Annotated in this window: 22 protein-coding genes and 9 tRNA genes; 5 read left to right on the forward strand and 26 right to left on the reverse strand. The window is 36.8% G+C overall.

From position 1 onward, the window contains the following. Together JO178_RS08565 and JO178_RS08570 are read right to left on the reverse strand one after the other, a co-directional pair. Window positions 1-2,700: a DUF6493 family protein gene (locus tag JO178_RS08565; protein ID WP_291934286.1), complete on the reverse strand. Its 2,700-nt coding sequence runs from the start codon at window positions 2,698-2,700 to the stop codon at window positions 1-3. Then, a complete protein-coding gene (locus JO178_RS08570) occupies window positions 2,681-5,212 on the reverse strand; it encodes a DUF6493 family protein (protein WP_291934289.1) in 2,532 nt (843 codons plus the stop codon). Before JO178_RS08570 ends, JO178_RS08565 begins: the two co-directional genes overlap by 20 nt. Window positions 5,213-5,555: 343 nt before the next feature. On the opposite strand from JO178_RS08570, the gene JO178_RS08575 reads away from it, so the two are divergent. From JO178_RS08575 to JO178_RS08590, 4 genes are read left to right on the forward strand one after another with little or no spacing between them, the layout of a single operon-like run. Beyond that, complete coding sequence (locus tag JO178_RS08575; RefSeq protein WP_291934292.1) at window positions 5,556-5,981, forward strand: MarR family transcriptional regulator; 426 nt, start codon at window positions 5,556-5,558, stop codon at window positions 5,979-5,981. 5 nt (window positions 5,982-5,986) lie between these two features. Continuing rightward, window positions 5,987-6,325 (forward strand): GIY-YIG nuclease family protein, encoded by a 339-nt coding sequence (locus JO178_RS08580; RefSeq protein ID WP_291934294.1) that lies wholly within the window; start codon window positions 5,987-5,989, stop codon window positions 6,323-6,325. 3 nt (window positions 6,326-6,328) lie between these two features. Next, window positions 6,329-6,763, forward strand: coding sequence for a DUF1330 domain-containing protein (locus JO178_RS08585; RefSeq protein WP_291934297.1), 435 nt, complete (start codon window positions 6,329-6,331; stop codon window positions 6,761-6,763). Then, the gene (locus tag JO178_RS08590) at window positions 6,763-7,647 is read left to right on the forward strand and encodes an alpha/beta hydrolase (protein WP_291934300.1); all 885 of its coding nucleotides are present in this window, start codon (window positions 6,763-6,765) and stop codon (window positions 7,645-7,647) included. The genes JO178_RS08585 and JO178_RS08590 overlap by 1 nt, the downstream gene beginning before the upstream one ends. Before the next feature lie 56 nt (window positions 7,648-7,703). Here the strand turns inward: JO178_RS08590 and JO178_RS08595 are convergent, their stop codons facing one another. From JO178_RS08595 to JO178_RS08710, 24 genes are all read right to left on the reverse strand, one after another. Beyond that, window positions 7,704-8,255: a 3'-5' exonuclease gene (locus JO178_RS08595; protein WP_291934306.1), complete on the reverse strand. Its 552-nt coding sequence runs from the start codon at window positions 8,253-8,255 to the stop codon at window positions 7,704-7,706. 94 nt (window positions 8,256-8,349) lie between these two features. After that, on the reverse strand, window positions 8,350-8,898 hold the full coding sequence (locus JO178_RS08600) for a 3'-5' exonuclease (protein WP_291934309.1): 549 nt from the start codon (window positions 8,896-8,898) through the stop codon (window positions 8,350-8,352). Window positions 8,899-8,995: 97 nt separating this feature from the next. Beyond that, window positions 8,996-9,559, reverse strand: coding sequence for a metallophosphoesterase (locus JO178_RS08605; protein ID WP_291934313.1), 564 nt, complete (start codon window positions 9,557-9,559; stop codon window positions 8,996-8,998). A gap of 139 nt (window positions 9,560-9,698) precedes the next feature. Then, window positions 9,699-10,715 carry an RNA ligase, Rnl2 family gene (locus JO178_RS08610; protein ID WP_291934316.1) on the reverse strand — a complete coding sequence of 339 codons (1,017 nt, stop codon included), beginning with the start codon at window positions 10,713-10,715 and terminating at the stop codon, window positions 9,699-9,701. Window positions 10,716-10,726: 11 nt separating this feature from the next. Beyond that, complete coding sequence (locus tag JO178_RS08615) at window positions 10,727-11,098, reverse strand: cyclic-phosphate processing receiver domain-containing protein (RefSeq protein ID WP_291934318.1); 372 nt, start codon at window positions 11,096-11,098, stop codon at window positions 10,727-10,729. Window positions 11,099-11,107: 9 nt separating this feature from the next. Continuing rightward, window positions 11,108-11,893, reverse strand: a complete 786-nt coding sequence (locus JO178_RS08620; protein WP_291934319.1) for a hypothetical protein — start codon at window positions 11,891-11,893, stop codon at window positions 11,108-11,110. Window positions 11,894-11,914: 21 nt separating this feature from the next. Next, window positions 11,915-12,400 carry a ribonuclease H-like YkuK family protein gene (locus JO178_RS08625; RefSeq protein WP_291934322.1) on the reverse strand — a complete coding sequence of 162 codons (486 nt, stop codon included), beginning with the start codon at window positions 12,398-12,400 and terminating at the stop codon, window positions 11,915-11,917. 231 nt (window positions 12,401-12,631) lie between these two features. Further along, window positions 12,632-12,704, reverse strand: a tRNA-Phe gene (locus JO178_RS08630). Window positions 12,705-12,786: 82 nt separating this feature from the next. Next, window positions 12,787-12,859, reverse strand: a tRNA-Leu gene (locus JO178_RS08635). A gap of 351 nt (window positions 12,860-13,210) precedes the next feature. After that, window positions 13,211-13,282 (reverse strand) — tRNA-Glu (locus tag JO178_RS08640). 407 nt (window positions 13,283-13,689) lie between these two features. Further along, window positions 13,690-13,774, reverse strand: a tRNA-Cys gene (locus JO178_RS08645). A 271-nt stretch (window positions 13,775-14,045) separates the two neighbouring features. After that, a tRNA-Asn gene (locus JO178_RS08650) sits at window positions 14,046-14,117 on the reverse strand. Between the two features lie 5 nt (window positions 14,118-14,122). Beyond that, a tRNA-Glu gene (locus JO178_RS08655) sits at window positions 14,123-14,194 on the reverse strand. A 6-nt stretch (window positions 14,195-14,200) separates the two neighbouring features. Beyond that, window positions 14,201-14,272, reverse strand: a tRNA-Pro gene (locus JO178_RS08660). A gap of 66 nt (window positions 14,273-14,338) precedes the next feature. Beyond that, window positions 14,339-14,412 (reverse strand) — tRNA-Ile (locus tag JO178_RS08665). 7 nt (window positions 14,413-14,419) lie between these two features. Next, window positions 14,420-14,493 (reverse strand) — tRNA-His (locus JO178_RS08670). 570 nt (window positions 14,494-15,063) lie between these two features. Beyond that, on the reverse strand, window positions 15,064-15,192 hold the full coding sequence (locus JO178_RS08675) for a penicillin-binding protein (RefSeq protein ID WP_291934325.1): 129 nt from the start codon (window positions 15,190-15,192) through the stop codon (window positions 15,064-15,066). A 137-nt stretch (window positions 15,193-15,329) separates the two neighbouring features. Next, a complete protein-coding gene (locus tag JO178_RS08680) occupies window positions 15,330-16,352 on the reverse strand; it encodes a hypothetical protein (protein WP_291934328.1) in 1,023 nt (340 codons plus the stop codon). Next, on the reverse strand, window positions 16,342-18,033 hold the full coding sequence (locus JO178_RS08685; RefSeq protein ID WP_291934330.1) for an APC family permease: 1,692 nt from the start codon (window positions 18,031-18,033) through the stop codon (window positions 16,342-16,344). The genes JO178_RS08680 and JO178_RS08685 overlap by 11 nt, the downstream gene beginning before the upstream one ends. After that, complete coding sequence (locus tag JO178_RS08690) at window positions 18,023-20,419, reverse strand: hypothetical protein (RefSeq protein WP_291934335.1); 2,397 nt, start codon at window positions 20,417-20,419, stop codon at window positions 18,023-18,025. The genes JO178_RS08685 and JO178_RS08690 overlap by 11 nt, the downstream gene beginning before the upstream one ends. Continuing rightward, window positions 20,410-21,153, reverse strand: a complete 744-nt coding sequence (locus tag JO178_RS08695; protein WP_291934338.1) for a hypothetical protein — start codon at window positions 21,151-21,153, stop codon at window positions 20,410-20,412. Before JO178_RS08695 ends, JO178_RS08690 begins: the two co-directional genes overlap by 10 nt. Continuing rightward, complete coding sequence (locus JO178_RS08700; RefSeq protein ID WP_291934340.1) at window positions 21,126-22,259, reverse strand: AAA family ATPase; 1,134 nt, start codon at window positions 22,257-22,259, stop codon at window positions 21,126-21,128. The genes JO178_RS08695 and JO178_RS08700 overlap by 28 nt, the downstream gene beginning before the upstream one ends. Continuing rightward, on the reverse strand, window positions 22,259-22,906 hold the full coding sequence (locus JO178_RS08705) for a hypothetical protein (RefSeq protein ID WP_291934342.1): 648 nt from the start codon (window positions 22,904-22,906) through the stop codon (window positions 22,259-22,261). Before JO178_RS08705 ends, JO178_RS08700 begins: the two co-directional genes overlap by 1 nt. Before the next feature lie 379 nt (window positions 22,907-23,285). Next, entirely contained in the window at window positions 23,286-23,675 is a 390-nt protein-coding gene (locus tag JO178_RS08710) for a VOC family protein (RefSeq protein WP_291934345.1), read from the reverse strand. A 292-nt stretch (window positions 23,676-23,967) separates the two neighbouring features. Here JO178_RS08710 and deoD point away from each other — a divergent pair, with 292 nt between their 5' ends. Further along, on the forward strand, window positions 23,968-24,678 hold the full coding sequence (gene deoD, locus JO178_RS08715; RefSeq protein WP_291934349.1) for a purine-nucleoside phosphorylase: 711 nt from the start codon (window positions 23,968-23,970) through the stop codon (window positions 24,676-24,678). Window positions 24,679-24,727 lie beyond the last annotated feature (49 nt).

The raw sequence follows: 24,727 nt of genomic DNA on the forward strand, positions 1-24,727 counted from the left end.
TTATTTTTTTAGAAGAAGATTGCAGATTTTTTTCAGGCTCGAGTTTTCTTTCCAGTCGTTGAGTTTTTCTTTTACTTTTTCATCGGCCTCCGACTGGTTTAAAGCCAATACTTCATGATAAACCTCCAGAAGCTTTTTCAGATTTGTCACAGGAGTATTCATTTGAAGCAAGCTACTGGAAACAAACTCTTCCAGTGCCTGATTATGATTTTTGCTTACGTTAATCATTTGATGCTGGATAAGATCAGTGAGTCTTTTAATAGGCGCCCATTCCAGTTTTTCATGCAAACCGGTCACTCTTCCCAGTTTTGAATTATCAATCATCTGATAAGAAACATGTTCCAGCCATATTTCAGCAGCTATCCCTCTGATTGTTTTATCACTATCAAGGAAAATAGTCCCCAAAAACAGATACCCCGTTTCATCCAAAGGTTTTTTCAGCTGATAAAGGGCCTGAGCTGTATTCAGAACCATATTTCTCTCATACACCTCAGCAAGACCGGAATAATACAGACACTTTTTAATTACCCTGGCCAAAATATGGGCCGGAGTATTCGGGAAGCTCCACATAAAAGCGGGAGTTTCAGAGAAGTCCTTTTGCTCTGCAATAAAATAAGCCAGTAACAGCGGATTTTTTGCTTTTTCAAGGTGATATTTCGGAATGCTAATATTGAGTTCAGTAGGATAATATGAATTCTTTTTACTGTCAATTGTTTTCCAGTCATAAATTCCGGACAAAGCTTCTTTAGGAATATTTTCATATCCAAAATCCTGAAATTCTTTAAAAACAGTTCCCGGAGATCGGGTAATACCTGCGGTCATCCACCATGAAGGATGATCAAATTTCCCTTCGGGCAAAATATTTCTTCCAAAGAAAAACAAGATTAAGTCTTTATATTCTCCTTTTAATTTTTTCTCAGCCAACGATAAAGCTTTGGAGGTATTATCTAATGCACAACGCTGTAAAGCCAACTGGGCGTCCAGATGGTTAGGTTCAATATTTTGTTCCTGATACATTTCAAGTCGTTCTACCAATTTCACAGGATCAATCCAGCAGGGAGTATTCGTAATTGTTGATAACAGAGGGATTTTATTTCCTGAGCGTATTTTATGAGATACCTCCCCTGCAATCTCTTTAAAGACATTCATAGCAAGGGTTCCTACTCCGATTCCTCCTATTGGTCCTAATTTTTTATTATAATTGGTATATTCTTCCCTGGTAGCCTCATCCTGAACGGTTTTTTGATATATTTTCTCCAGATTTTTTAACGGCACCGGAAACCTGGTCAGTAAATTCAACCCGTAATTGATTACAAGATTACAAAGAAGTACGTTAAAGTAAGGAACTTCCCATCTTGCAATTGTTTTACAGGCCTTTTGAAATACCGGTTCTATTAATTTTACGGAATCCGTATTGGCATCATCAGCAAAACGGATAAGGCCGGCCAACGCGATATCATAGTGATAAGTTCCCGGATTCTCTATGGCTAAAGGAATGAAAAACATAAGATCTTCAAAACTTTCCGGTTCTTTAATTCTATTTTCTTCGGTGATTAGAGCCCGTTTTTCTGTTACCAGATCTTCTTCCAGTTCCTGTTGTCTGTCTTCAATATATTTTGCCAAAATAGGACGTACATTCGTCAGGATATTGTCTGAATAGTGAAAAAGCGCTTCCCTGATGTTGTCAGAAACAGGAATATATTTCAGGATGATTTTTGCCGCTTTAGACTGTATCCCGTCATCTTTACTCACAAATGCCGTACTTAAAGCTACACTCAGTTTTTCCGGGTTGGTTCTTCTTCGCTGAAAAATTTTTTCTGTGACAATAAGACTGGCCATCACTACTGTTTTCACCTCCGAACTCAATAAGTTGGGAAGATAGTGTGAAAATTCATCGCTCTTAAATCCCGGAACCGTTATTATTTTTTTTAAATGAGCCAGAATGGTATTCACAGCTTTTGACTGCACAGAAGCTAATCCTGCCAATAGCTCATTCTGAAGCTCTATCAGTTCTTCTTCTGTAGGTTTTAATGCTGTAAATGTGTCCATAAACCAGCCGGTCACATTTTTATTAAAGTTTCTGTTGGAAGCCAAAAGGCATTCTTTGAGAAATCGTTTTCTGTCAATTTTTTGTTCTGCCAGCAGCTTTTGAATAATCGGAAACCATTCTTTACGAAAGGGTAAAGATTTGGACGGATATTCGCACAAATACCAGAAGTGGGTTTTCAGTGTTTCAGGGTGCTGATCGAGCTCAGCCGGGTAATTACTTAAATGATGGCCTAATAGTTCCGGCTTAGGCTGTACATAGCCTTTCTCACTCCATCCTAAAATATCCCGGTAATTAAAAGCAGTAAATTCAGCATCTACAGACTCATTGATAAAATCTGAGAACCAGTCCGGGCATCCCCATTCCAGTACTTTTTCTGTTTGTTCCATATTTCTGAAAATACTCCAGTAATTTTTCCCGAAGTTTTTCTGGTCCATACAGACCAACGATGCAATGTCCAAGATCGAATGTTGAGCTACAGAGCCTATCGTATGATATGAATTTTTAGTCATTACGATTTTATTGATCTCCCGGTCCATTTTTTTAATTGCCGGTACAAGTGCTTTTCTTTCCTCAGCGTTCAGCTGTTTTAAAAAAGGAATAATCTCATGTGTTTTGCCCTCATTAAGGATCTCATAAAGTCTTTCTTTCATGTGTTTTAATTTGATGAATAATTTTTTTCAGGTTATTTTCTTTTTCCCATTCTGTTAGCTGATCAGCGATGGCTTTATCTGCTTCAGATTGGTTAATGTTTATTAGTTCATAATAAAGTTCCAGAATTTTTTTCAGGTTAAATACCGGTTTTTCAATCGCTGAAAGAACGGCTATCAACAGTTTCTCAAAAGCCATATTATGGCTGGAAGTCAGATTGATAAATCCGGACAATCCGTCTGTTAATCTTTTCACCGGTGCAAGGTCAAAACTGATTTTCCCACCGATCAACCGTCCGAATTGACAGCTATCAAAATCGTCCGAAACCGCTTTGTTTATCAGTACTTCAAAAGCTATACCACAGAATGTTTTATCTTTATTCAGCAATCCGGCTGAAAGAAATAAATAATGAACCGGCTGAAAAGGCAGATCCAGTTTCATCCATGCATCGAGAAATTCTATGTTGCCTTTACTGTCATACTGGTAACTTGCATTAGATAAAGTCTCATTATATTTTTTGGCAAAAACAGACCCGGAAAAATAGGGTGCCGTGTATAAAATATGAATCAGATCATCCTGATAAATTCCATGATAAGAATTGAATAAATAGTCTAAAAAAGAAGGATTTTCCGGAAGTTCCTGTTTATTTTCGATGGATATCAGTAACTGCGGAATCTCTTCAGTCGTATTCCATTTATATATTTTTTTATGACTCAGCTTCCATTCAAAACTCCCATCCAGATAGGTATATTCATACCGCTCCCTGTAATATTTTTCGTCAAAGACAGGTTTCAGAAAAGCATAATAGTCTTCATTAAGCAATGTCTTTGCATACTTTTCTGCCTCTTTAATATTTTCTTTTTTTACACGAAGTACAGCAATCTGAAGATCAAAAGGAATAGGTTTTTCATTTTGATCCTGATATATTTTCAGATGATGAATAAGTTGATGACAGGAAACCCAGCAAGGAGTATGATCCGGCATGGAGAGGAGAGGAAGATTTTTTCCCTGCTCCAATCTTTCAAAAATATCCAAAAGAAGCTGCTGATAGGCTTTAAAAAACAAAGATGTTCTTTTCTCTCCCCAATTTTCTAATCTTGGAAATTCCTGTCTGGCTTCCTGCAGAACAGATGATATCTTCTTCTGTCTGGATAACCCGTAATTGATAAAGAAAGTTGCCAGCAAATGGCGGAGTCCTGATGTGTTTTTTACTTTAAGAGCAGCTTTAAAAGCCGGTTCAAGCTGATTTAAATGGTGTTCTTCAAGTGTATTATTCACCCTCATCAATGCATCCAGAAACTGATCGAAATGAAAAGTCTCATGCTGGTTGAATACCTGAGAGGCCAGAAATATAAAGTCTTCAATCGTTTTCACAGAAGAGACAGGTTCTGAAATATGCCATTTTTTGTTCTCATATCCTTGTCCTGTTTTTTGATCGGTCTTTTGATCTCCGGTAAAAAAATGCTCTAACAGCAGATAAGGATCTGAAAGAAGTGTTTCCTGATAAGATTTTAGTTCCTGTTTTATTCTGTCGGCTTCCGGATCACCATATCGGGCTATAATTTTTGCTGCTTTTGTTTGTATCGTTGTATCTTTATTCAAAAATACGGGCATAAGAAGAATACAGATCTGCTCTTTGAACTTCGGATCATGCTTTGCCAGTTTTTCAAACGCTGCCAATATTCCATTTAAAACATTTTTGGCTGAAAGGGTGGGCAAAGACTCTACTGAGTGTAAAAATGTTTCAGTTTTAAAGCATTTATCCGTCATTACCGGACTTAAAAGTTTTATAATTCCGGGAAACAATGATTGTTGTGCGGAATGAAAAATAAGAAACAACTCATCTTGTAATTTCAGAATTTCTGTATGGGTAAGTTCCAGATGAATAAAAAGCTCAAGAAACCATGCATTATATTCTTTTGAAAAATTATAATTAATGGCTTTCAGACATGATTTTAAAACTCTGATACGATCAATTTTATTTTCCTGAACAAGAGTTTTTAATAAATCTTTCCAGTTCTTATCCTGATAACGGGCTGTAATATTGCAGTCATATTCGAATAAGAGCCAGATATGAGATTCTAGGGTAATGGGATATTTAAATAATATATCTTCTGAAATAGAGGCTGAAAGCAATGATGCACAGATCTCATCATTCAGTATCAGATATCCTTTCTCTTCCCATTCCAGTATTTTAAGATACTCAATTTCTTTTAAAAACTGGTAGTTTTCTCCTATCCATTCAGGGACATAGGATTCAAACAATTCATCAATAAGATCTACCGGCATGGAATAATAACCCGGACTGACCTTACTGTATTCATTTCCAGTTGTACAACATGTCAACGCAGCCAACACAGAAATACTATTGTGCCCCCATTCTTTATTGATACGTTTCTTTAAAAGAGCGGCAATTTCTTTTTTGTCTTTCGGTGTAAGCTTCTTCAGAAAAGGAACAATTTCCTTTATTTTATAGTTTAAATAGATTGCTTTAAACTCCTCCTCAATAAGCATAAATTCATTCTTGCCGGCTAAAATAACAAAAAATGAGTGACAGGCGACAAATTATCCCATAAAAGTGATTTTTTTAACAAAATATTAAGTATTGAAACCTGTTCTATCACAACTATTAACAGACAAAATAAAATCTCTGTATTTAGATATATTGATCAATTTCGAATAAAAACGGTGATTTTTCCAACAATATTTTACAATTTGGCAGGTTTTCTATTCTAAAAGACAAATAAATAAATGTTAAAAAAATATTTTCAGATTATTTTTTTTAAATAAAAATTGTAATTGATTTAAATTTATATATTTGCATTATAAAAATACTTGACAACTCAAATACATTTCAATGATAAGTTCAGAATTATTACTATTAATCAACATCAATAAATTACAATCTGTTATCGCACGAAAATTTGATGCACTGAGTGTACATGGTCTTGGATTCAATGACTTTGTTATTCTTTATATTCTGGGTACTTCTTCCGAGCGTAAAATGCGAAGAATTGATCTTGCTGAAAAAATCGGACTTACAGCTTCCGGAATAACCCGCCTGTTGAATCCATTGGAAAAAATAGGACTGGTAACCCGAGAAATCAACGAAAGAGATGCCAGAGTGAGCTATGTCGTCATCACCTCCAGTGGTCAGAAGATATTTGAAGAGGCTCAGATAAGTGCGGAAAATATTACAAAAGAAATCCTTTCTTCCAAAAAGAATAAATCACTTCGGATTGTCAGTGAGTTCTTATCCGATCTGGGAGGAAATATACAGTAACAAACATGAAAAATACATTAAAAAAAGAACTGAGGGAAAAAGCAAAAAACCATAAGATAACGATGGGGGTAATTGCTGTTACGAATACAATCAATGGCAGACGTTATATTCAGGGATCTTTAAATCTGGAGGCGCTGGTCAACAAAATGAAATTTTTATTGAATGGCGGTCAGTTCAATAATAGCCAGCTGCAAAAAGACTGGACAGAGCAGGGAAGTGATTCTTTTACATTTGAATTCGTAGTCATCATCCCATCTCAGGAAAACCAGTATATCAATGAACGTCAGGAAATTAAAAAAGCGGAGCAGACTTTTATTTCTGAAATAAATAATGACCTTTATTAAGTGATGTCAGAAAAATATCTATCTCCTACTTTTGAATCCGGCAAACATCTCTTTCTTAAAAATATAAAGGGATCTATCATTAATCTGAATTTAATTAAACTCAAAAAGGAAGCCGATTATTCCGGCCATCCGGACTTGATGCCGAATGAGAAGATCAGTGGCCTGGATGCTTATTTCACTTATATCAGGGAGGCAGAGCCTTTTTTAAAAGAAAGTGGCGGAGAAATTCTTTTCATAGGAAAAGGAGATCTGTTTCTGATAGGTCCTGAAAATGAATATTGGGACCTCTGTATGCTGATCAGGCAAAAAAGCGTAAGTGATTTTTTTAATTTTGAGCAGAATGAGAGGTATATGAAAATTACCGGTCACAGAATAGCTGCTCTTGAAGATTCCAGACTTTTGCCCTTGGAGGAAATATTATTAAATAAAAAAATGTAATGGAAACACTTACTATTGATGATGTAGAATTATGCTATGAGATACTGGGTAAAGAAAATAACAAAACCATCCTGCTGATCCCGGGACTGGGAAGCCAGATGATACGATGGGAAGATTCATTTTGCCGGTTATTATCCGGTCAGGGATTCAGGATTATCCGTTTTGACAACAGGGATTCCGGCGCTTCTGTTTTTACCGGTCAAAAAGAGATGACTTCCGGCAGAAGTATCGAGGAGTTATTTTCAAATTTAAAAAAAGAAGATCTCCCTTATTCATTAACGGATATGGCTCAGGATGTGATAAGGTTGCTTAATCATTTACAAATCGACAAAGCCCATATTATAGGCCGGTCAATGGGTGGAATTATTGCCCAGATCCTGGGAGCTTTTCACCCTGAAAGACTTATCAGCATGACGATTATAATGTCTACATCTCTCAATCCGGAATTACCTCCCCCTGATCCTGAAGTGATGCGGATGATGACAAAGCCTCCCGCTGATCCTGTAACAGAAAAGGAAGCCTACATCAGGGAAAAATTAAATTTTGCACAAAGTATCGCCGGAACAATATACCCGTTAGATACCGTAAAGGAAATCTCATTAATTGAAGAAGAGCTAAACCGTTCCAGAACAAAAAACGGGATGATCAGACAACTGATGGCTATGGGCTCCTATCAGTACAATCCGGATATTCTGAAAAGAATAACAGTTCCTTCACTGATTATCCATGGAACAGATGATCTGATTTTTCATCCGGATTGTGCAAAAGATCTGCATGCCGGTATTTCTGATTCTCAGCTCATTCTTATTGACGGAATGGGGCATTCTATTCCGGCTGAATTATTCGGACTTCTTTCCCGTCATATTCTTAGCTTAACAAAATAAGGAAAGCTGTACCGTGTACAGCTTTCCTTATTTTTATTGATAATCCTGTTGAAGATTTAATTATTCTTCAGACACCAGTGTAAAATTTTTGCGATATTTTTAGCATCATCCACTCCTCTGTGATGGGTGCCTTCCAGCGCAAAACCAAGCTCATCTAGGGCTCTGTTCATTCCTACACTTTTCCTGATGGTAGGATGCAACTGGCCAAATAGAGTTTTTACATTAATGTGATCATCACTCATCGGATAATCAGTATAAAATCTTCTTGCCTGATGCTGGAGCATATTGAGATCATAATTTCCGTAGCTTGCCCAGGTCAGTTCCTCCGAATCATATTCTGCTCTCAGGATATCGAAGGCATCATCCAGCATGACTCCTTCATTATCGAGAATGTTTTGTGTAAGCGTTGTAAGTTCCGTACAAAACGGACTTACTTTTGAAAATTGAGGTTTTATAAGGATTCCCTCATTTCTGGAGACCTTACCGGTTCTGGCATTCATGATACAGACACCGATTTCAATGATCTCACTTTCCTGTCCTCTTGGCGGCCGGTTTTCCCAACACGTTGCTTCAAGGTCTACAATGAGTATGTTTTCTGTTGTTTTCATTTGTTTATATTTTTTAAAATTGGAAGAGAGGCACAAAAGGTAATATTCACATCATTATTTATAATTTATACTTACCTTCCGGCCTTCCATCGGATTATTTACCCAGAATATGGCTTAAAATTCTGGCTGTATTATAGGCATCATCTGCTCCGTTGTGGTGGTTTCCTTCAAAATCCATATTCAGATGATCCAGGGCCCTTTTAAGACCTACTGATTTATAAAGTCTGAAATGTCTTTTAAACTCGTACATTACATTCAGATAATGTTCTGAAAAAGGGTTTTTAATACCAAGCCAGTCACATTGTTCAATGATCTGTTCTCCGTCGAAATTCCCATATCCGGCCCAGGTAAGCGGTTCCGAATGGTATTCATCTTTAATTTTTTCGCAGGCTTCTTCAAAATAGATTCCTTTTTCTTCGATCAGCTGTGGGGTAATTCCCGTCAGCTTTGTACAGAATCTGTTAACTTCCGATCTTTCAGGAATTACATAGATGCTTTGTTTTTGGGAAATTGCTTTTGACGTTACATTAAGTTTGCAAATTCCTATTTCTATAATATCAACTTTCTGCCCTGCAGGAGGTCTGTCATTTTCCCAACAGGTAGCTTCCAGATCGATAATTAATATTTCATTGGTTATTTTCATGATTGATTGTTCATATACATGATGATGGAAAGTCAGACAGCAGAAATCTAAAGGGATATATCCGCTTTAATTCCGTCATTATGACTGTCTTCCCGTTTTATTCTCTCGGACTGAACGGCGGAATCCATTTTTTCTTCATCATAATTTCTTTAACTTCTTCGTAGGAGACCGGATAAAAATTATGACAGTCTACCCCGACATCAAAGCTTAATGCCATCTCGTCATCCGGTAAGGTTCCGTGGGAATGTCCGTATAGCTGCCAAACTCCGCGGTGTGAGCCGTTCCATGTACGCATGGCGTAGTGAAAAAGAATAATTTTCTGTTTTCCATTGTTATTGTCCGGTTCATTAATTTTTAATTCATGATAGTCTCTTAACGAAGCAAAGCGTTTAGGATAAGTTAAGGCCGCTCCTTCATGATTTCCTTTTATCAGATGAATTGTTCCGTTTAAACGATCTAAGATTTCTTTTGTAAAATCAGGTTTTCCCAAGCTGAAATCACCTAAATGATAGACTGTATCTTCCGGTCCTACTTTCTCATTCCATCGTTGAATCATTTCTTCATTCATCTGTTCCATAGATTCAAAAGGTCTTTCGGAAAATCGGATAATATTTTCGTGACCAAAATGATGGTCTGCTGTAAAAAATATATTGGGTTTCATTGTTTTAATTGTTTTAAATTGTGATCACAAAAAGGATTGCTCTTCCAAAGCTTACCCTATTTTTCAATATACCATCTTTGGAAGAGCAATCCTTTTTGCAGTTTTGTAAATAAAAAAGTTCCGGTAAAAAATACCGAAACTAAACTTTAAGAGTCATCAGCTCTTCTTTTATAAAATCAATCACTAAAGCATTCAACTTTTTGTTGATCTTTTTCTGTTCTTCTTTTTCGATAGTCGTAAAAACTGCCGGAAAATCCTTTTCAAAATCTTCTAAAATATCCTGCGCAAAAAGGCCGATTACCTTCCCAATCATTCGGGGTTCGAATTCACCAATCTTACTCATCACATTGTTCAGTCGATTGACAGTTGCATATAACTGGATCTCCACCCAGATATTTTGGGCTACCTCACTGAAATGAATCTGCTTATGAACAGTTTTCGGCTGCTTTTTAACCATTTTAGATTTCTCAATCCATTTTTCATTCTTATTTTTCAGAATGACTCTTGCTCCATTTCCAAAATATCGGGTTTTCAAAGTTTTTATAACAGTTCCTTCACACCTATTGTTTTCCATTTCAGGAAGCCCAAGCCAATCCGGAATCTTAGAATCAAAAGCATTCGGGTATTTCAATACCTCTTCCAGAGTTCCCTGAAACAAAGTTTTTGCATAGAAAAATCCGGTTTCTTCAAAAACGGAGTTGGTCAGATCGGTATCCAGATAGGTCGTTCCGTTCAGCTTAATGTCGAATGCATAAAATTCATTGTAAGGAGCATATTCGATGCCCTTCTGTACCTTTACAGCACCCTCAGCCGGTTCTACTCCCTTATGTTTGTAACCGCCACCGAATAGCTCACCATAGATTACCACTGTCTTAAGATCCGGATATATAGTTTTTACTTTCCGGAATACTTCAATAACATTATTGTTGTAGCGTTCCAGAATTTGATGGGCATTGAAAAATTTTTCATCTTTTCCGATGAAAGCAGTTCTTTTCGCGATTTTAATTTCCTTCCCGTCGGTAAAGAAAGAGAAATTAGCTCCGTGAACTTTTTCCTGTACGATGAAAACCTCATCCCCAAACCCCTGCAGTCTGATCTGTTCGATCACGCGGGCCTGGTAAGCATTTTCTATACTGTTATATGTTTTGAAAATCATTTCTTTTTGTTTTAATAGTTTTTAAAGTTTTTTAAAAGGCTGATAATATTTTCCTTTCCTACAGGATTCATAGAGTGACAATAGAACATTGGTAAGTCTAAATAATGATCCATACAGTATTCCGTGAGCCATTTTGCACAATCATAGCCTGTTTTTTCAAGCCATTTCCGGGCATTGTTTTTTAGCTCATGTTCATCTCCAAGGTCATGATCAAAAGATATTATTTCCGGAAGTCCTTTTTCTAAAATCCTGTTGACAAACTCTTCGTAGTTTCTTACAATATGCCAGTCTTTTCTAAGGAAAATGTCCTGATCCGTATACTGATATACTTCAGCCGGATATCTGATATCATCCAGAAATAATAATCCTTTTGTTATTTCCATCGTTTTTGTTTACTCATTATTGATCCAGTCTGTCACAGTCTTTAAAAAGTGCTGTCTTACTTCTTCAAATCTTGTGATATTGGGAATATGATTAATTTCCAGCAAATGCTTTGTTCCGTCTTTCTGAATGATATAATCATTGGCAATCACATCCATTCCTATTTTATCTTTCAGCATCAGGGTATCTTCTAAAAGCCCGGCATCAATTTCCATCATCCGGGCATTATCAGGATGAATGGATTTCAGCCAGGTTTCACCTTCAAGACTGATCTGCCATGATTGTTCACCAATATGTAAAATCCTTACTGCTTCGCCTTCAAAATAGGGTTCTAAAACACTGTTTTCCCAACTTTCCCAATTTCCCGTAAACTTGTGCTTGTTTTCTCCACAATGCCAGTTTCCCCATTTGGCAACCAGTTCTGTATCTGTTTTCACATAGGTATCTGCAGAAATAAATCCTCTCGGAGAATTAAATTTAGAATATTTCATAGCTTTTACGAGGCACGGGATTTTCAATCTGCATTCCAGCATACCGAAATCATTTGGAAAGCAGGGGCCGTTCCACAAAGCCAGTCCTGCAATAAAATCAAGATCATCTTCAAAAATTCCGTGATATATCATTTTGTCTACCGGAAGCATACCTACTCCCTGAGCTTTTTCAACATACAATGTTCCGTCCGTCACTTTGATTTTCGGAATCGACTGATGCCAGATGATAAGGCCGTCAAAATGTTCTCTTATATATTGGTATTCCTGTTCGTGTAAGCCAACAACGGCTATTCTACTATGTATCATGTTTTTAGTTTTATAAAAAGATTAAACCATCATATCAGCACAATTGGAACTTGCGAAAGCAAAGGGTTTTGCTTTAAACACGTATCCCATTCCGAGAATATATCCCATCGCATCTTTTAATGCTACATTGGATTTAAAATCGGGATCGGTATTAATGTCTGCGTGTACCTCCATTTCTACTCCATAAGTGTCTAATACAGAACAGATCGCGTAAGCCGTTTCTACGGATTTGTTGACCTCGTTCAGCATTCGTTCTTTGATACTGATAGTCTGTATTTCTCTTTCTTTTCTAATAAAGGTAAACGCTCCTTTTCCCTCACGAATAAATACTACTGCTGTAGCGTAGCTGATGGCTTCTCCATATACATGGGAATCTGATCCCACACATACTTTCAGACGATGCCCGTTTGCCTGTTCGCGGATAATGGCTTCTTCTACCAGCTGCGTAATAGAATTTCGGAAAATTTTTCCGTTCATATTCTGCCATATTTGTTGTTGCGTTTCCATTTCTACATATTTTTATTTATAATTCATAAATGATTGTTGATATTTTATTTCCGGTTTTTGTTAATTCATTAGGACTCGAACCTAAACTCCAAGAATCAAAATCTTGTGTGCTGCCCCATTACACTATGAATCAGATTTAAAAAGGTGAGTATAAGAAAATCGGTAATGAGTAATCATCTTACTGTCTGAGCATTTCTTACCCATTACCTGTTACTTATCATTCGTGTTTTGTGGAACAGGCAGGAATTGAACCTGCACCTTTAGTTTTTCAGACTAACGTGCACACCTTGTACACCACTCTTCCAAAGTGTTCCGGCCAGTACATTATCTGCCATGTAATTCAAAATCACCGGCTGATAATAACTTGCCTCTTATTTATATTCTTGTACGGAAAGAGGGACTCGAACCCTCAATATCTTGATCCTAAATCAAGCGTGTCTGCCATTCCACCATTTCCGCAGATTTTTTGAGTACCGATAATAAATTACCTTTAATTATCCGTTATTTAGGTTTGAGAAAGCTCTGTCGGATTATAAACTATGCCTGCTAGTGTTTGTAAGATCTTCTGCGCTTGACAAACCTTTCTCTTTTCCTAATTGTTATATATGATTCCTGCTCATCTATTATTTTGTATCCAGAAAAAAAAGGCAGTCTGTATTTCGTATTTGGTTAAAGATCTTCTGCTCTCGACAAACCTTTTTTCTTTTCTTATTTTTTTTGAATGGTGACCGGCCAATGTATTTTTCAAATTTGAATTTTCATGGTATTAGTATCAATTCAAGATTGACCGGTTCATTCATTCACATCCTGTACTCTATAAGGGAATCGAACCCTTATTTTCTGCTCGAAAGGCAGACGTCCTCACCATTAGACGAATAGAGCAATTATCCACTGACCAGGAATCGAACCTGAACAACAAGAGTACATTTCCTGCATGCTGCCATTACATTATCAGTGGCTGGTGGAAGTAGCAGGATTCGAACCTACCCAGCAATAAAGCAACAGATTTTACTCTCTGTTATTTTCCATCTTTTAAGGAAACGTTCAATTTGTTCCTCATCTCAGCCCGCCCCCAACTCTCCAGTTTCAGCGTACTTCCGTTTTTATAAGACATCAGTATTTTTCTGATTTCTTATTTTCCTTTTTTAATAAGAAAAAGCCTGTTTCAATTTGTTTGACTAAAGATCTTCTGCGCTTAACAGACTTTTTCTTTTCTAATAAAGGATATTTTATAAGTGTGATCATATTCCCCTTATTCCGGTTACCGACTTTCGGTACAGACCACTACCTGGAGATGGTTATGGGATTCAAACCCACTCAGCTTACGCAGCGGTTTTGCAGACCACCCCGACTCTTCCGCTTCGGCGAACCATCAGATTTATAATGAATAAAATAATTTATGCTGAGTCTTATTTATTCATTTAAAAAATAAAGCCTGTCCTGATTTTTTGTTTGATATAAGATCTTCTGCGCTTGACAAACTTTATTTTAACCTAAAATTTTATAAATGATATTTCTGATTCCTGCCTGTTGATCATTGGGAGAGAAGGAAAAGTCTGTCTTTGTTTTTGTATTTGGTGTAAAGATCTTCTGCTCTTGACAAACTTTTATTTTTCTCCTGAAACAATTAACATTGAGTTATCTGCGATTCCGGAAAGATTCGAACTTTCAACTTCCGGTTTAACAGACCGGTGCTCTGCCATTGAGCTACAAAATCATTTGTATTCCATAAGGGAATCGAACCCTTATCTTTCGGTAGAAAGCCGAATGCACTCACCATTATGCTAATGGAACAAATAGTCTGGAAAGCAAGATTCGAACTTGCGACCTCCCGCGTCCAAGACGGGTAAACAACCACCGTTATCTTTCCAGCTCTGGGGCTCACTTCCAATTCTTTTCCGGGAGACAGCCGGAGCAGAAAATTTCCATGAACCTTCGTAATCCCAGAAGGACTCGAACCTTCAACCTTCGACGTATCAGGTCGACGCTCTAACCAATTGAGCTATGGGATTTTATATTTGGGGTATCTCCGGGAATCGAACCCTGTTCTCCGGTTCCACAGACCGGCGCTTTACCAAATAAGCTAGAGAAACCATAAAAAAAGCGCCTCTTTTCGGGAGGCGCTTCATTTATTTTAATATACAAGATCATTAGCTGACCCACGTATATAAGCACCTTTTATCCACAATTTCACTTTCAAGAATACACACAGTACCCACCGGCCCCTGTCCGAATAGTTCTGAATATTGATTGAGTATGTGATGTAATTGTTTCATTTTATTTTTTGTTTGTTTTTAAATTATTTTTTTGAAATCCTGAAAACCTGTTGCTTTCAATTTTCGGTTGCAAAGTAAATATGATTTTTTTTATCCTGCAAATAAATTTAAATATCAACTTATTGAAAACCAGGTAATTATAATTAATTTTTAGAATAGAAGATTTCTGTCCGCAATAGGTTGCGGATATTTAAATTACCTAAATGACTGTCTCTCACCGGGTTGCTTATCACTCTATTTTAGCGTATTAAAGTTTCATTGCTCATTAAAAAATTTTCATGTTTATGGTTATTTTTTTTCATTCTAAATAATTTCTGACCTAAAAAACAAAAAACGCCTCGAAAAATCGAGGCGTTTCTGCTATATTTTGATTAAATTTTTACAGGTTTACAGTAAATAATTTCCAAAGTCAGCACATTTCGCCTCATTCCATATCACCTCATCATATACGAACAACCCCTTTGTAGACGGGCTTTCGCATAGTTCTGCATTGATATGTGCTCTTTGTATTGTCATAATTTTCTGGTGCAAAGATAAATGTTTTTTGCTATTATTTCATAATTTTCACAAGTTGGGGGAATATGATAGCCCCTTCTGACAGCATTTTTTGCATGATCTGTATTTTCTTTATCATCTTATTTCTTTAGAGCAATTTAATGTCTGAACATCTTGTTTCTTCCCGTTTTAAATCTTGAGATATCTTTTAAAATCACCTCATCATCGGGATTGAAATATTTCAGTTCATTCACAATTTCTGAACGGGTGCTCACTTTTCCCGCAATAATTTCATAACCTATATTCCGGATGACGGATTGCAGCTCCGGAGTTTTTCTGAATTCATATTTCATAACATCCAGATAAGTAATCTTTTGATAATCCGGAGTTGTCTCATACAGTGTCTGTATTTCTTTTTCCAGATTTTGAAGATCAGAAATATTGGCAAAATAGTTATTTAAACAATTGAATGCGTCTTTGTCTTCTTTCCATCCTTTTAACAGTACTTTTTGTGCTTCTTCTGTTTTTTCCATCTTTTTACGGTATACCAGAGAAGCTTTCACCATCTGGTTATTGGCCGTATAGTCATCAGCAACCATCTGGTAGTAGATATGAGCATTTTTAATATCATTGATTTCTTTATAAAGGTCTCCTACTTTTTCTTTCTGCTCCATTTCTTTATAGAGTTCAATGGCCTTTTTATATTGTTTTGCCTTTTCGTAGCAAACGGCGGCATCGGATTTATTTCTTAATTTTTTAAGATAAACGACTGCCGCTTCATTATAAAACTCGCCATTTTCCAGTGTTTTTGCACCTCTGTAATTATCCTGAAGAAGATTCATATAAACCTTTGCAGCTTTTTTATAGTCATTTTCTGCAATATATTTTTCAGCAAGTTCTTCGTATTTATTTCTGATTCTGTCAAAAAGGGAAGTTTCCAGATAAAAGCTTCCACCGCCCATGCTTCTTTTTCCCGACTTCCGCTCACTTTGTTCTTTGTTTTTCAGAGCAGTAATAACAAGAAGAATAATAAAAGCAACGATCAGGAAAATCACCAGTGTTCCGATCACACTCCACCAGCTCTCATGGAATAGCTGAGCAATAATGCCTACTACTTTAAACATAGCAAGCAGCACAAAGGCCGCCATAAATTTGTCGATAAATTTCTGCTTATTCATCATCTTCAGTGTTTAAAAGTGTTTTATCATCCCTGAACAACCGGTAAAGAAGCAACATGACACAAATAACAAGAGCCCATACAAACCAGTTGTATCCGAACATTCTCACCAATGGATAAAACAGATAGACCAACATAGCAACAAGAATTGCTATGAGAAAAATTTTTATCCAGCCCGGTACGTTATCCCCACCCAGACTCAAGGATTTTTTCTTGAAAACGAAGGAGTATATTCCTACTGCTCCTATGATAAAGATAACCAGATAAAGAATATCTGAAATCCCGGTTTTCTCTTTCATCTGATTTCCACGGGCATCAATGCCTTTTACTTTAGATTTCTGGATGGCTGCAGAAGGTGTATCCTTATGATCTATGGTTCCGTATAGTCTGCCCAGAGAGTCTTCCATCAACGCCTGTCTTTTTTTCAGAAGGTATTTTACAACATCTCCGTTGACTGGTTTTCCATGAGTATACTGCTTTAGAGAATCTGAAATTCTACGTTTCAGCTTTTCTGTTTTTCCTTCAACCTGTTGTTTAATTTTTTTGCTATAAATAATTTTCAGAGAGTCTCTGCTTTTCTGCTCACGATTAACCAGCTTATCAATGTCAGGACTGATTTCATTAAGACTTCTTCCTCCTGATTTTCTGTATTCTTCTCTTTTTTTCTCTTTAGCAGCGATCATTGCACTTGCCACAGCCAGCTCTTTGGATAACGCAGTTCTTTTTTTATGATAGATAGAGTCAATTTTCTGATCAATTTCAGAAATTCCGGACTGAAAAGCTACCCTATCGGAAGGAGCTTTCAGGGCATCAGCAGCTATTGTTCCTGATGACATTTTATTTTCGTCCTGTTCCTGTTCAGTACTATTTTTTTCTGAAGGTAATGCAAACCTTAAAATAACAGCAATAATTAAAATACCCCAGAAAATATTGCGCGATTTTTTATTTCCGGTGCTTTCGGAGTTTCTTCCGAACAGGTTATCTAGCCAGGTAAATTTACTGAACCCATCTCCTCTGGATGTTCCCATGATATCTAAAGGGACTCCGAGTTCTATTGTTCTTTCAGGGTATTTCTCAATATATTTTAAATATTTTTCAATCTCTTTTTTATTTCCCGCCATTACTTTTTTCAAATCAAAGGGCAGGTTGTTCATCCATTCTTCTTCGGTTGGTTTAGATTGCAGAGCTTCCAGTACTTTCTCATCATCCATTTCAACAGTATAACGTTCAATGGTCTTTGGAATTTTCACCCCGTTAAGAGGTTTTCTGATTACTTCATTTATGATTTCCGGATTCTGAACAAGGGCTATCCAGTCTATTTCTTCGGATAACTTCACCAATCCGAATTCCGGATGCATAATCAGAAATCGGGAATCAAGCTGTTCCCAGTCTTCAGGATTAATTTTAGGATAAAAAACCGTATTTTCAGGAATAAAAAGCCGGTCATCTACGCTCTGGAAATAAGCGTTTCTGCCGATTTCCTGTGGAACATAATCATCGAAAATAAGGAAACAGCCATATAGCAAATCAGGAATATTTGCAGGGACAGCATAAGATCTTACCTCATTCAGACTGATTCCAAGCGTTTCCATTTCCTGAAGCCAAATCACCGGCGAGGAGCCTTTAATCAAAAGTCCCTTTTTAGGATATATATTTTTCGGGAAAGGTTTAATTCTAAGCTCCATAATCCAAAATCTGTTCTATAAATGCTTTTAAAAAACGGGAACACATCTCCTCCATTGTTTTTACTTTCAGCAAAGTATGTTCGGGAAGGTAATATTCAGAGCCTCCAAACTCGGTATACGTAGCGAGTGCTAAAAAGCCATGGGCCGTAGATGGAATAAAAAACTCTTCAATTCCTTTATTGCTGCTTCGGAAAACCAGCATACCACGGGAATCTCCGATGATTTCACTTCCATCAGGAAATATAAATTTGTTTTTATTCTGTTCTGCAAAAATTTTAATATCCGATCTGTTTTTATACAAATTCAGGGAATTTTCATACAAACTGCTCAATTCGTTTCCGGAAACAACCAGGTTATGACTTTCATTAACCCCGACATTATTAAAATTGTTGATAATTTTCAATCCGCTTCGGTTCAGTTTTGCGACCTCTGCTTCTGCCTTTGTATTGTTTTTTTCTATGTCTTTTAATTTACCGGGAAGAATTTCAACAGAGATATTTCCGTCTATATTTATTTTGTATAATGCGCTGTGTTCAATATGATGCAGATAAAAGCTTTTTCCAAAATAAATTAATTCGTAGGAAGCCGGAATATTCAACCCGGTAAGATTCTGTTCCGAATATTCTTTGGTATTAATATTAAGTTTGGAGATCAGTTTTTTATCAGACTGATACTGGCACAGGATAAAATGCTGTTGTTTATTTTTTGCCAGAGCAAACTGACCTCTTGGCTTTACAGAAATATTTTCAAATAAAACTTCACAACCATGATAGGTCTTATAATAATCATAGGAATGTCTGTCATAATAATTATCTGAAAGATAGGTTTTCAGCAGCTGCTTTTTTGAACTCAGAATAAAAAACTCTCCTTCGTATAAGAACTGAGCCATTTTATTAACCGGTGTAGGAAAAAGAATCGGGTAATTTTGCGGAAGATCTGTCTTTTTTCCGTTATTATTTTCAGCAGTATGCTTCCTGCGCGGCGGATTAGCCCATAGTTCCTGAAGAGGAAGTTGTATTCTCTGAATATGTTTCCTTGCTCCTTTATCCTGTTTATAAAAATTAACTTCACCGCCTGCTGTGGTGGTCACCAGAAATTTGAGGCGGTCTCTGTTCTGATGAATGACTCTCTGAATCTTTTCATCTGCCATATTTTCCTGATGGGTCATGAAAAAGACTTCAATGTCTTTTTCGGACTGTTCTTCATAAAAAAACTTTTCAAGCGCTTCTGAAACTTCCAGTACAGGGCTTACCTGATTCAGGTTTTCAATTACCGATTCAGTTGTATCAAGAGAAATCTGTACACCGGTCTGGCCTAAGGCAAAAACCCTGCATTCCGAATGGGCTTTCGGATGTTTAATCACTGCTATTGCTGAGGCAAAAGCCAGAACCTTAGGAGTTCCCCAGTTTCTTAGCGAGGTATCGATCAGAATAATTCTTTCAAAAATATTTTCTTCCGGAGGTATTTCTCTTTGAATATAAAGCGCTTCATTATTAGCCACACGATTCATAAATACTTCATCATCATTGGCAAATTCGGAAAGAAGCATTCTGTGAAAATCACCTTTATTGGTCATATCGGAAATCCCTCCTACTGGCTGTTCACCCGGAGAAAGATGCCGCATAGGAATTTTCAGGCCGCTCCAGATTCTTTTAATAAGGCTACCTACCTGAAATGTTTTAGGCTCTTCAATTAATTCTTTAATGAAATCTTTATCCGTTTCGGTGGATATATCTTCCTGAACGATTGCATCATCCAGGTCCGGTTTTCCTGCAAAGCCTTTCATTGCTTCAATGATAGATTCTGCTGTAGGGAACCTTTCGTTAAGCTGCAGTACTCTTATATCACTGACAAAAGCTGAGAATGTAGCGGGTTGTTTCTCTGCACTTACAGCCAGCTCATAAGGTCTTTTATAATATACATTCAGGAGAGCATCGGCATGAGTTGAAGATTTTCCCTGCCGGCTATTAGTGAATATAGTTTGTAAAAGCAGTATCCTGTTTTGGCCTTGTTTATAAACTTTTGGAAGTGATTTTATTGTAGTAAGAAACAGAATGGCCCCCTCTACATTGGCAGGATGTCCTTCATTAACAGCAAAAGCTCCTGTTTTATGCAAATCAGCTGTACGTCTTATAGCTCCCGCAACATCTGTATATCCGTCCTGCATTGCATACAAAACCAACAGTAATGCTCCAAACGGAGGCCATCCGAAGGGCTGAAGTTCTTTCAGGATTTCCATTACATAAGTTCTATAAGCGATGGCACCCGCTCCGGGGATGGAGAGGAGATTATAATCATGATATCCGGAATCACCGGGAACATCTTCATCTGTTTTCCATTCCCAAAAATAATTTTCATAGGACTGGAAATATTCCTTTAGTTCCATTCTTTTGATTTTTCAGTGAGACGGAATGAGCTTACGGACAACTGCCGGAAATCAGAATTCTTTATACAAAGGTAATTTCCGTTTTCATCCCATAAGAGCCATCCGTCAGAATCTTTATTATATTTCTGCTGGAGAAGTATGCTTAGATTTTTAAATTCAAAATCCCAACCGGCAGGCAGAAGATGGCCGTCTTTTGTCCAGTAGGTTTTCCCCGGAAGGCTCAACAGCGGAGTTCCTACAAACAAAGCCTGATTTCCGATAATCGTCCATCTAATATTTTCAAGTTTAAACTTTGGCAATGTTGCCATTGTGTCTTTAATATCCGAAATTCTGCTAAATAATGCAATTACCTCCATTTCTTCGTCACTTTCTTTTAAACGGATCTCTACTTTTTCATTAATTCCAAAATAATTTTGATTAGAAGCAGGAAAAACCAGCCGGCATGCTTTATCTATAGAAGTCCATAGCAATACTGTACGTACCTTTCTACTAGGGACCAATGCTCCTTTCTTAAACAGCAGCCCGTCACGAAGCTCATAGAGAATAAAATTCGGGAGCTGGTGAATTTCTGAAGCAGCTGCCTGTTCTTCGGTAAAGCCTTTCATCCATATTATTTCATCATCCGTTGCGACCTGAATATTTTTCCAGTCTCTGATTGAGCCCAGAAAATCTTCATCCGTACGGGGAAGTTCCGCCCAGAATTCTTTTATATACTTTGAAGAATCTTCTGCCATAAGCTTTCAATTTCCTGCTGGATATACTTCTTTTGTTCAGGATTTCTGATCCAGTCACAACGGGTTTGTAAATATCTTAGTTTATCTTTAATCACATTTTGTTCTTCAAAACTCAATATTCCTCCGTTCCATTTATCAACGAGAATTTTCACATCTTTCATCACTTCTTCAGGATCCGGTGTTTTATTCTGCATAGCCTGCGGATGGGAATTAGGATGATCATCTTTTTCAATTGTTCTGTTGATAATTCCTTCCAGAATTTCAATCTGTTCTTCGGTATCCCAGATATGTTTTAATACCCACAGGTCCGAAAGAACGGCTTCATTTCTCCCGCAAATCAAAGCACTTGCCGCAATCAGGTTCTGAAGTTTTACCGCCCTTCGGTCTGAAATAGCGATTCCTGTGTTTCGCAAACTCATAATAGTATTCAGGTATACTTCATAAATGGGTTTAAGATCCACTGTTTTACATAGCTTTTGTAAGTCTCTGATTTCATCGGCATGAATTTCCGGAACGTCAGTTTCTTCTTCATTTTCAAGTTTTCTACCGGCTATGAGTACCTGCTGTAATAATTCCGGATTTACATAATCTACGTTAATCCTTATCAGAAAACGGTCAAATAATGCATTCAATGCTTCATCTTCAGGGAGAACATTACTAGCTCCTACAAACATCAGTGCGGGTAAATGTTTGGTTTCTTTTCCTCTTTTGAAGATTTTCTCATTAAGGGCCATTAGTAATGAATTCAGAATAGCTGAATTGGCATTGAAAATTTCATCCAGAAAAACCATGGATGCTTCCGGCATCATTCCTTCGGTATTGGTAAGAAGCTCTCCCTCTTTTAATTTTCTGATATCAAAAGGGCCGAAAATCTCGTTTGGTTCTGTAAAACGGGTTAATAAATATTCGAAATTTTTTCCATCTTTCACCGTGTTTGACAATGTTCTTACAATGGCTGATTTTGCTGTTCCGGGAGGACCGTACAAGAATGCATTTTCCCGCGCCAAAAGACAGATCCCCAAGAGATCTACCACATCATTTTTACCTATAAAAGTATCTTTTACATAGGTAAGAACGGTATTGAGTTTAGTGATATTCTGAGTCATTAATTTTCTTCAGTTATTATTTTTAGTTCTCTCCAGAATGCATCTTTATACATCCCGAATTCTGCTGTAAGCAATTGATTGATAAACGGAATTTCCGCCAGTTTGTAATCTCTTTTTTCCACAATCCTTTCCAGGTACAGTTTTCTGTAGGTATTATCTTTAAGTTCTTTCTCCCAGTTCACATCCTTCAGATCGAGATCATATCCGACTCCCGAATAATGAAACTCAGTCAGAATAGTTTCCAGCAATCTGATCAGTTGATCTTCCGGATCTACTGAATTCAGGGCAGTAATGATCTGAGGTAAAAACCTTAACGATAAGTCCGCCGAGAGTATGGAAGAAATATCCCGGGTTCCTTTAAATTCCGGAACCCATATATCCATATCTTTCGCGATGTTTTCTCTGATCAGATACAACTGTGCACTATGATACAGTACTTTTGCCGCCCAGACTGCTGCTTTCGTGTTACAAATCAGCTGGTCAGACAAAAATTCAAGTCTCTCTGCTTCAAATTCTGTTTCAAAATAATCCTCCGCCTCCCGTTCTTCTTTTGGAGAAATCTCCTGAAAGCTGGAGAACAGGGTGATGCATTCATTTTTTCGAAGCAAAAAGAGGGTCTCTAAAAATGGTGATCCGTTTTCCGTCATCTAACAAAAATAAAACTATTTCGCTGAGAATAAAATTTTTAAAAGAAGGATTAGAATGTCAGATACGGATTTGAATAACAAAGACTCATTTTTTATATGAAGTAGTTTTAAGGTGTAGAAATTTTAGGGATAAAATTAAAATGCAGAGAATACAGGAGGAATGCTTTGCCACGAATGCACGAATAGAATACAGAATGAGTATAGTTCTCTCATTGAAATAATCTAATCACATATATACAGGGATATTCTGAAAGTATGAAAATCATAAAGGTTACCTTGCCACGAATAGAATAGAAGATGAAACGAGGTATCTATGTGGTCAAAAGAAATATTCCCACATAGATACTTGGATTTTTTAATACATTATCTCTCCATGAACTTAAGCAACTATTTCAATGATGTTATTTTCGGGATCGAGAATAACGCTTTCATAATACCCATCTCCTGTTGTCCGGGGTTCTCCGGCAATGGTATATCCGTCTTTTCTAAGAATTTCCGTCAGCTCATCCACTTTTTCCCTGCTTTCTGCTGAAAATGCGAGATGAATGAGCCCGTATTGCTGAGATTCATAAGACTTGGTACTTTCTTTAAGTGCCGGTCTGGTCATAATTTCGAGACGACAGCCATTATTAAAACTTAAAAAATATGACTCGAAATCTTTCACCGGATTATGGTATTTCTCATTAGCAACTGCTCCAAAATATTTTTGGTAAAAAGTTTTTGATTCTTCAAGGTTTTTCACCCAAATAGCAAGATGTTCAATTTTCATTTTTAAAAAATTATTTATTGAAACAAAAGTAGTAGCCTATTCACTGAAATATTTGCTCAGTATTATTCTGTTCTTGCTCTGCATTTACCTTATTTTATTTTTGAATGACAAGAGGCTCTTCTGTTCATTTAATATCAAATATTCAACAAACATCCTTTACAATTTTATTTAAAACACTTACAGATAGCAATCTATGTATTGTATTTCCATAAAACTGTTTTCTTTGTTCCACTTCATGCAATACCATATACAATCTAAAAGTTATTATCTTTGCATCAGTCAAAATAAAATTATGAGTATTCACATCAGTGCCAACAAAGGAGAAATTGCCAAAGTAGTATTACAACCGGGAGACCCGCTTCGTGCACAATATATCGCTGAAAATTATTTAGAAAACGCAAAACTGGTAAGCAAGACCAGAGGAATTTTGTATTATACAGGGCTTTACAAAGGTAAAGAGATTAGTGTAGGAGCAAGTGGAATGGGCTTTCCGAGCATCGGGATCTATTCTTTCGAGCTATATACGGAATATGAAGTAGACACCATTATCAGAATCGGAACCTGCGGTGCTTATAACACTGATCTTAAGCTTTTTGATATTTTGAATATTGAAAATGCAGCCAGCGAAAGTACATACGCTAAATATGCATGGGGAATTGAGGATGAAATTCTTTCTCACCAGGGAAATATCTTTAATACGATTAACGAAACGTCTAAAGATTTATCTATAAATGCTAAAGCAATCAACATTCACAGTAGTGATATTTTCTACAGAAAAGATCCTGAGACACCTGCTATTGCTACCCAATACAATTGTCCTGCAGTAGAAATGGAAGCTTTCGGATTATTTGCCAATGCTCAGCATTTAGGAAAAAATGCGGCGACTATTCTTACAGTTACGGACATTATCCCTACTCATGAAAAAATTTCTGCTGATCAGAGAGAAAAAGCTTTGAATCCTATGATGGAGCTGGCTTTGGAATCTGCCATTAAGAGTTTATAATGCATCTGCATTTTACTATAAAAAAAGAGCTTTACTTTATCAGTAGAGC

The organism is Chryseobacterium sp. (genome assembly GCF_019236175.1).
Lineage (GTDB): Bacteria > Bacteroidota > Bacteroidia > Flavobacteriales > Weeksellaceae > Chryseobacterium.

Bases quoted from the DNA above. Each gene is read 5' to 3' on its own strand.
- JO178_RS08565 (WP_291934286.1), bottom strand. From the start codon at position 2,700: ATGAAAGAAAGACTTTATGAGATCCTTAATGAGGGCAAAACACATGAG.
- JO178_RS08570 (WP_291934289.1), bottom strand. From the start codon at position 5,212: ATGCTTATTGAGGAGGAGTTTAAAGCAATCTATTTAAACTATAAAATA.
- JO178_RS08575 (WP_291934292.1), top strand. From the start codon at position 5,556: ATGATAAGTTCAGAATTATTACTATTAATCAACATCAATAAATTACAA.
- JO178_RS08580 (WP_291934294.1), top strand. From the start codon at position 5,987: ATGAAAAATACATTAAAAAAAGAACTGAGGGAAAAAGCAAAAAACCAT.
- JO178_RS08585 (WP_291934297.1), top strand. From the start codon at position 6,329: ATGTCAGAAAAATATCTATCTCCTACTTTTGAATCCGGCAAACATCTC.
- JO178_RS08590 (WP_291934300.1), top strand. From the start codon at position 6,763: ATGGAAACACTTACTATTGATGATGTAGAATTATGCTATGAGATACTG.
- JO178_RS08595 (WP_291934306.1), bottom strand. From the start codon at position 8,255: ATGAAAACAACAGAAAACATACTCATTGTAGACCTTGAAGCAACGTGT.
- JO178_RS08600 (WP_291934309.1), bottom strand. From the start codon at position 8,898: ATGAAAATAACCAATGAAATATTAATTATCGATCTGGAAGCTACCTGT.
- JO178_RS08605 (WP_291934313.1), bottom strand. From the start codon at position 9,559: ATGAAACCCAATATATTTTTTACAGCAGACCATCATTTTGGTCACGAA.
- JO178_RS08610 (WP_291934316.1), bottom strand. From the start codon at position 10,715: ATGATTTTCAAAACATATAACAGTATAGAAAATGCTTACCAGGCCCGC.
- JO178_RS08615 (WP_291934318.1), bottom strand. From the start codon at position 11,098: ATGGAAATAACAAAAGGATTATTATTTCTGGATGATATCAGATATCCG.
- JO178_RS08620 (WP_291934319.1), bottom strand. From the start codon at position 11,893: ATGATACATAGTAGAATAGCCGTTGTTGGCTTACACGAACAGGAATAC.
- JO178_RS08625 (WP_291934322.1), bottom strand. From the start codon at position 12,400: ATGGAAACGCAACAACAAATATGGCAGAATATGAACGGAAAAATTTTC.
- JO178_RS08675 (WP_291934325.1), bottom strand. From the start codon at position 15,192: ATGACAATACAAAGAGCACATATCAATGCAGAACTATGCGAAAGCCCG.
- JO178_RS08680 (WP_291934328.1), bottom strand. From the start codon at position 16,352: ATGATGAATAAGCAGAAATTTATCGACAAATTTATGGCGGCCTTTGTG.
- JO178_RS08685 (WP_291934330.1), bottom strand. From the start codon at position 18,033: ATGGAGCTTAGAATTAAACCTTTCCCGAAAAATATATATCCTAAAAAG.
- JO178_RS08690 (WP_291934335.1), bottom strand. From the start codon at position 20,419: ATGGAACTAAAGGAATATTTCCAGTCCTATGAAAATTATTTTTGGGAA.
- JO178_RS08695 (WP_291934338.1), bottom strand. From the start codon at position 21,153: ATGGCAGAAGATTCTTCAAAGTATATAAAAGAATTCTGGGCGGAACTT.
- JO178_RS08700 (WP_291934340.1), bottom strand. From the start codon at position 22,259: ATGACTCAGAATATCACTAAACTCAATACCGTTCTTACCTATGTAAAA.
- JO178_RS08705 (WP_291934342.1), bottom strand. From the start codon at position 22,906: ATGACGGAAAACGGATCACCATTTTTAGAGACCCTCTTTTTGCTTCGA.
- JO178_RS08710 (WP_291934345.1), bottom strand. From the start codon at position 23,675: ATGAAAATTGAACATCTTGCTATTTGGGTGAAAAACCTTGAAGAATCA.
- deoD (WP_291934349.1), top strand. From the start codon at position 23,968: ATGAGTATTCACATCAGTGCCAACAAAGGAGAAATTGCCAAAGTAGTA.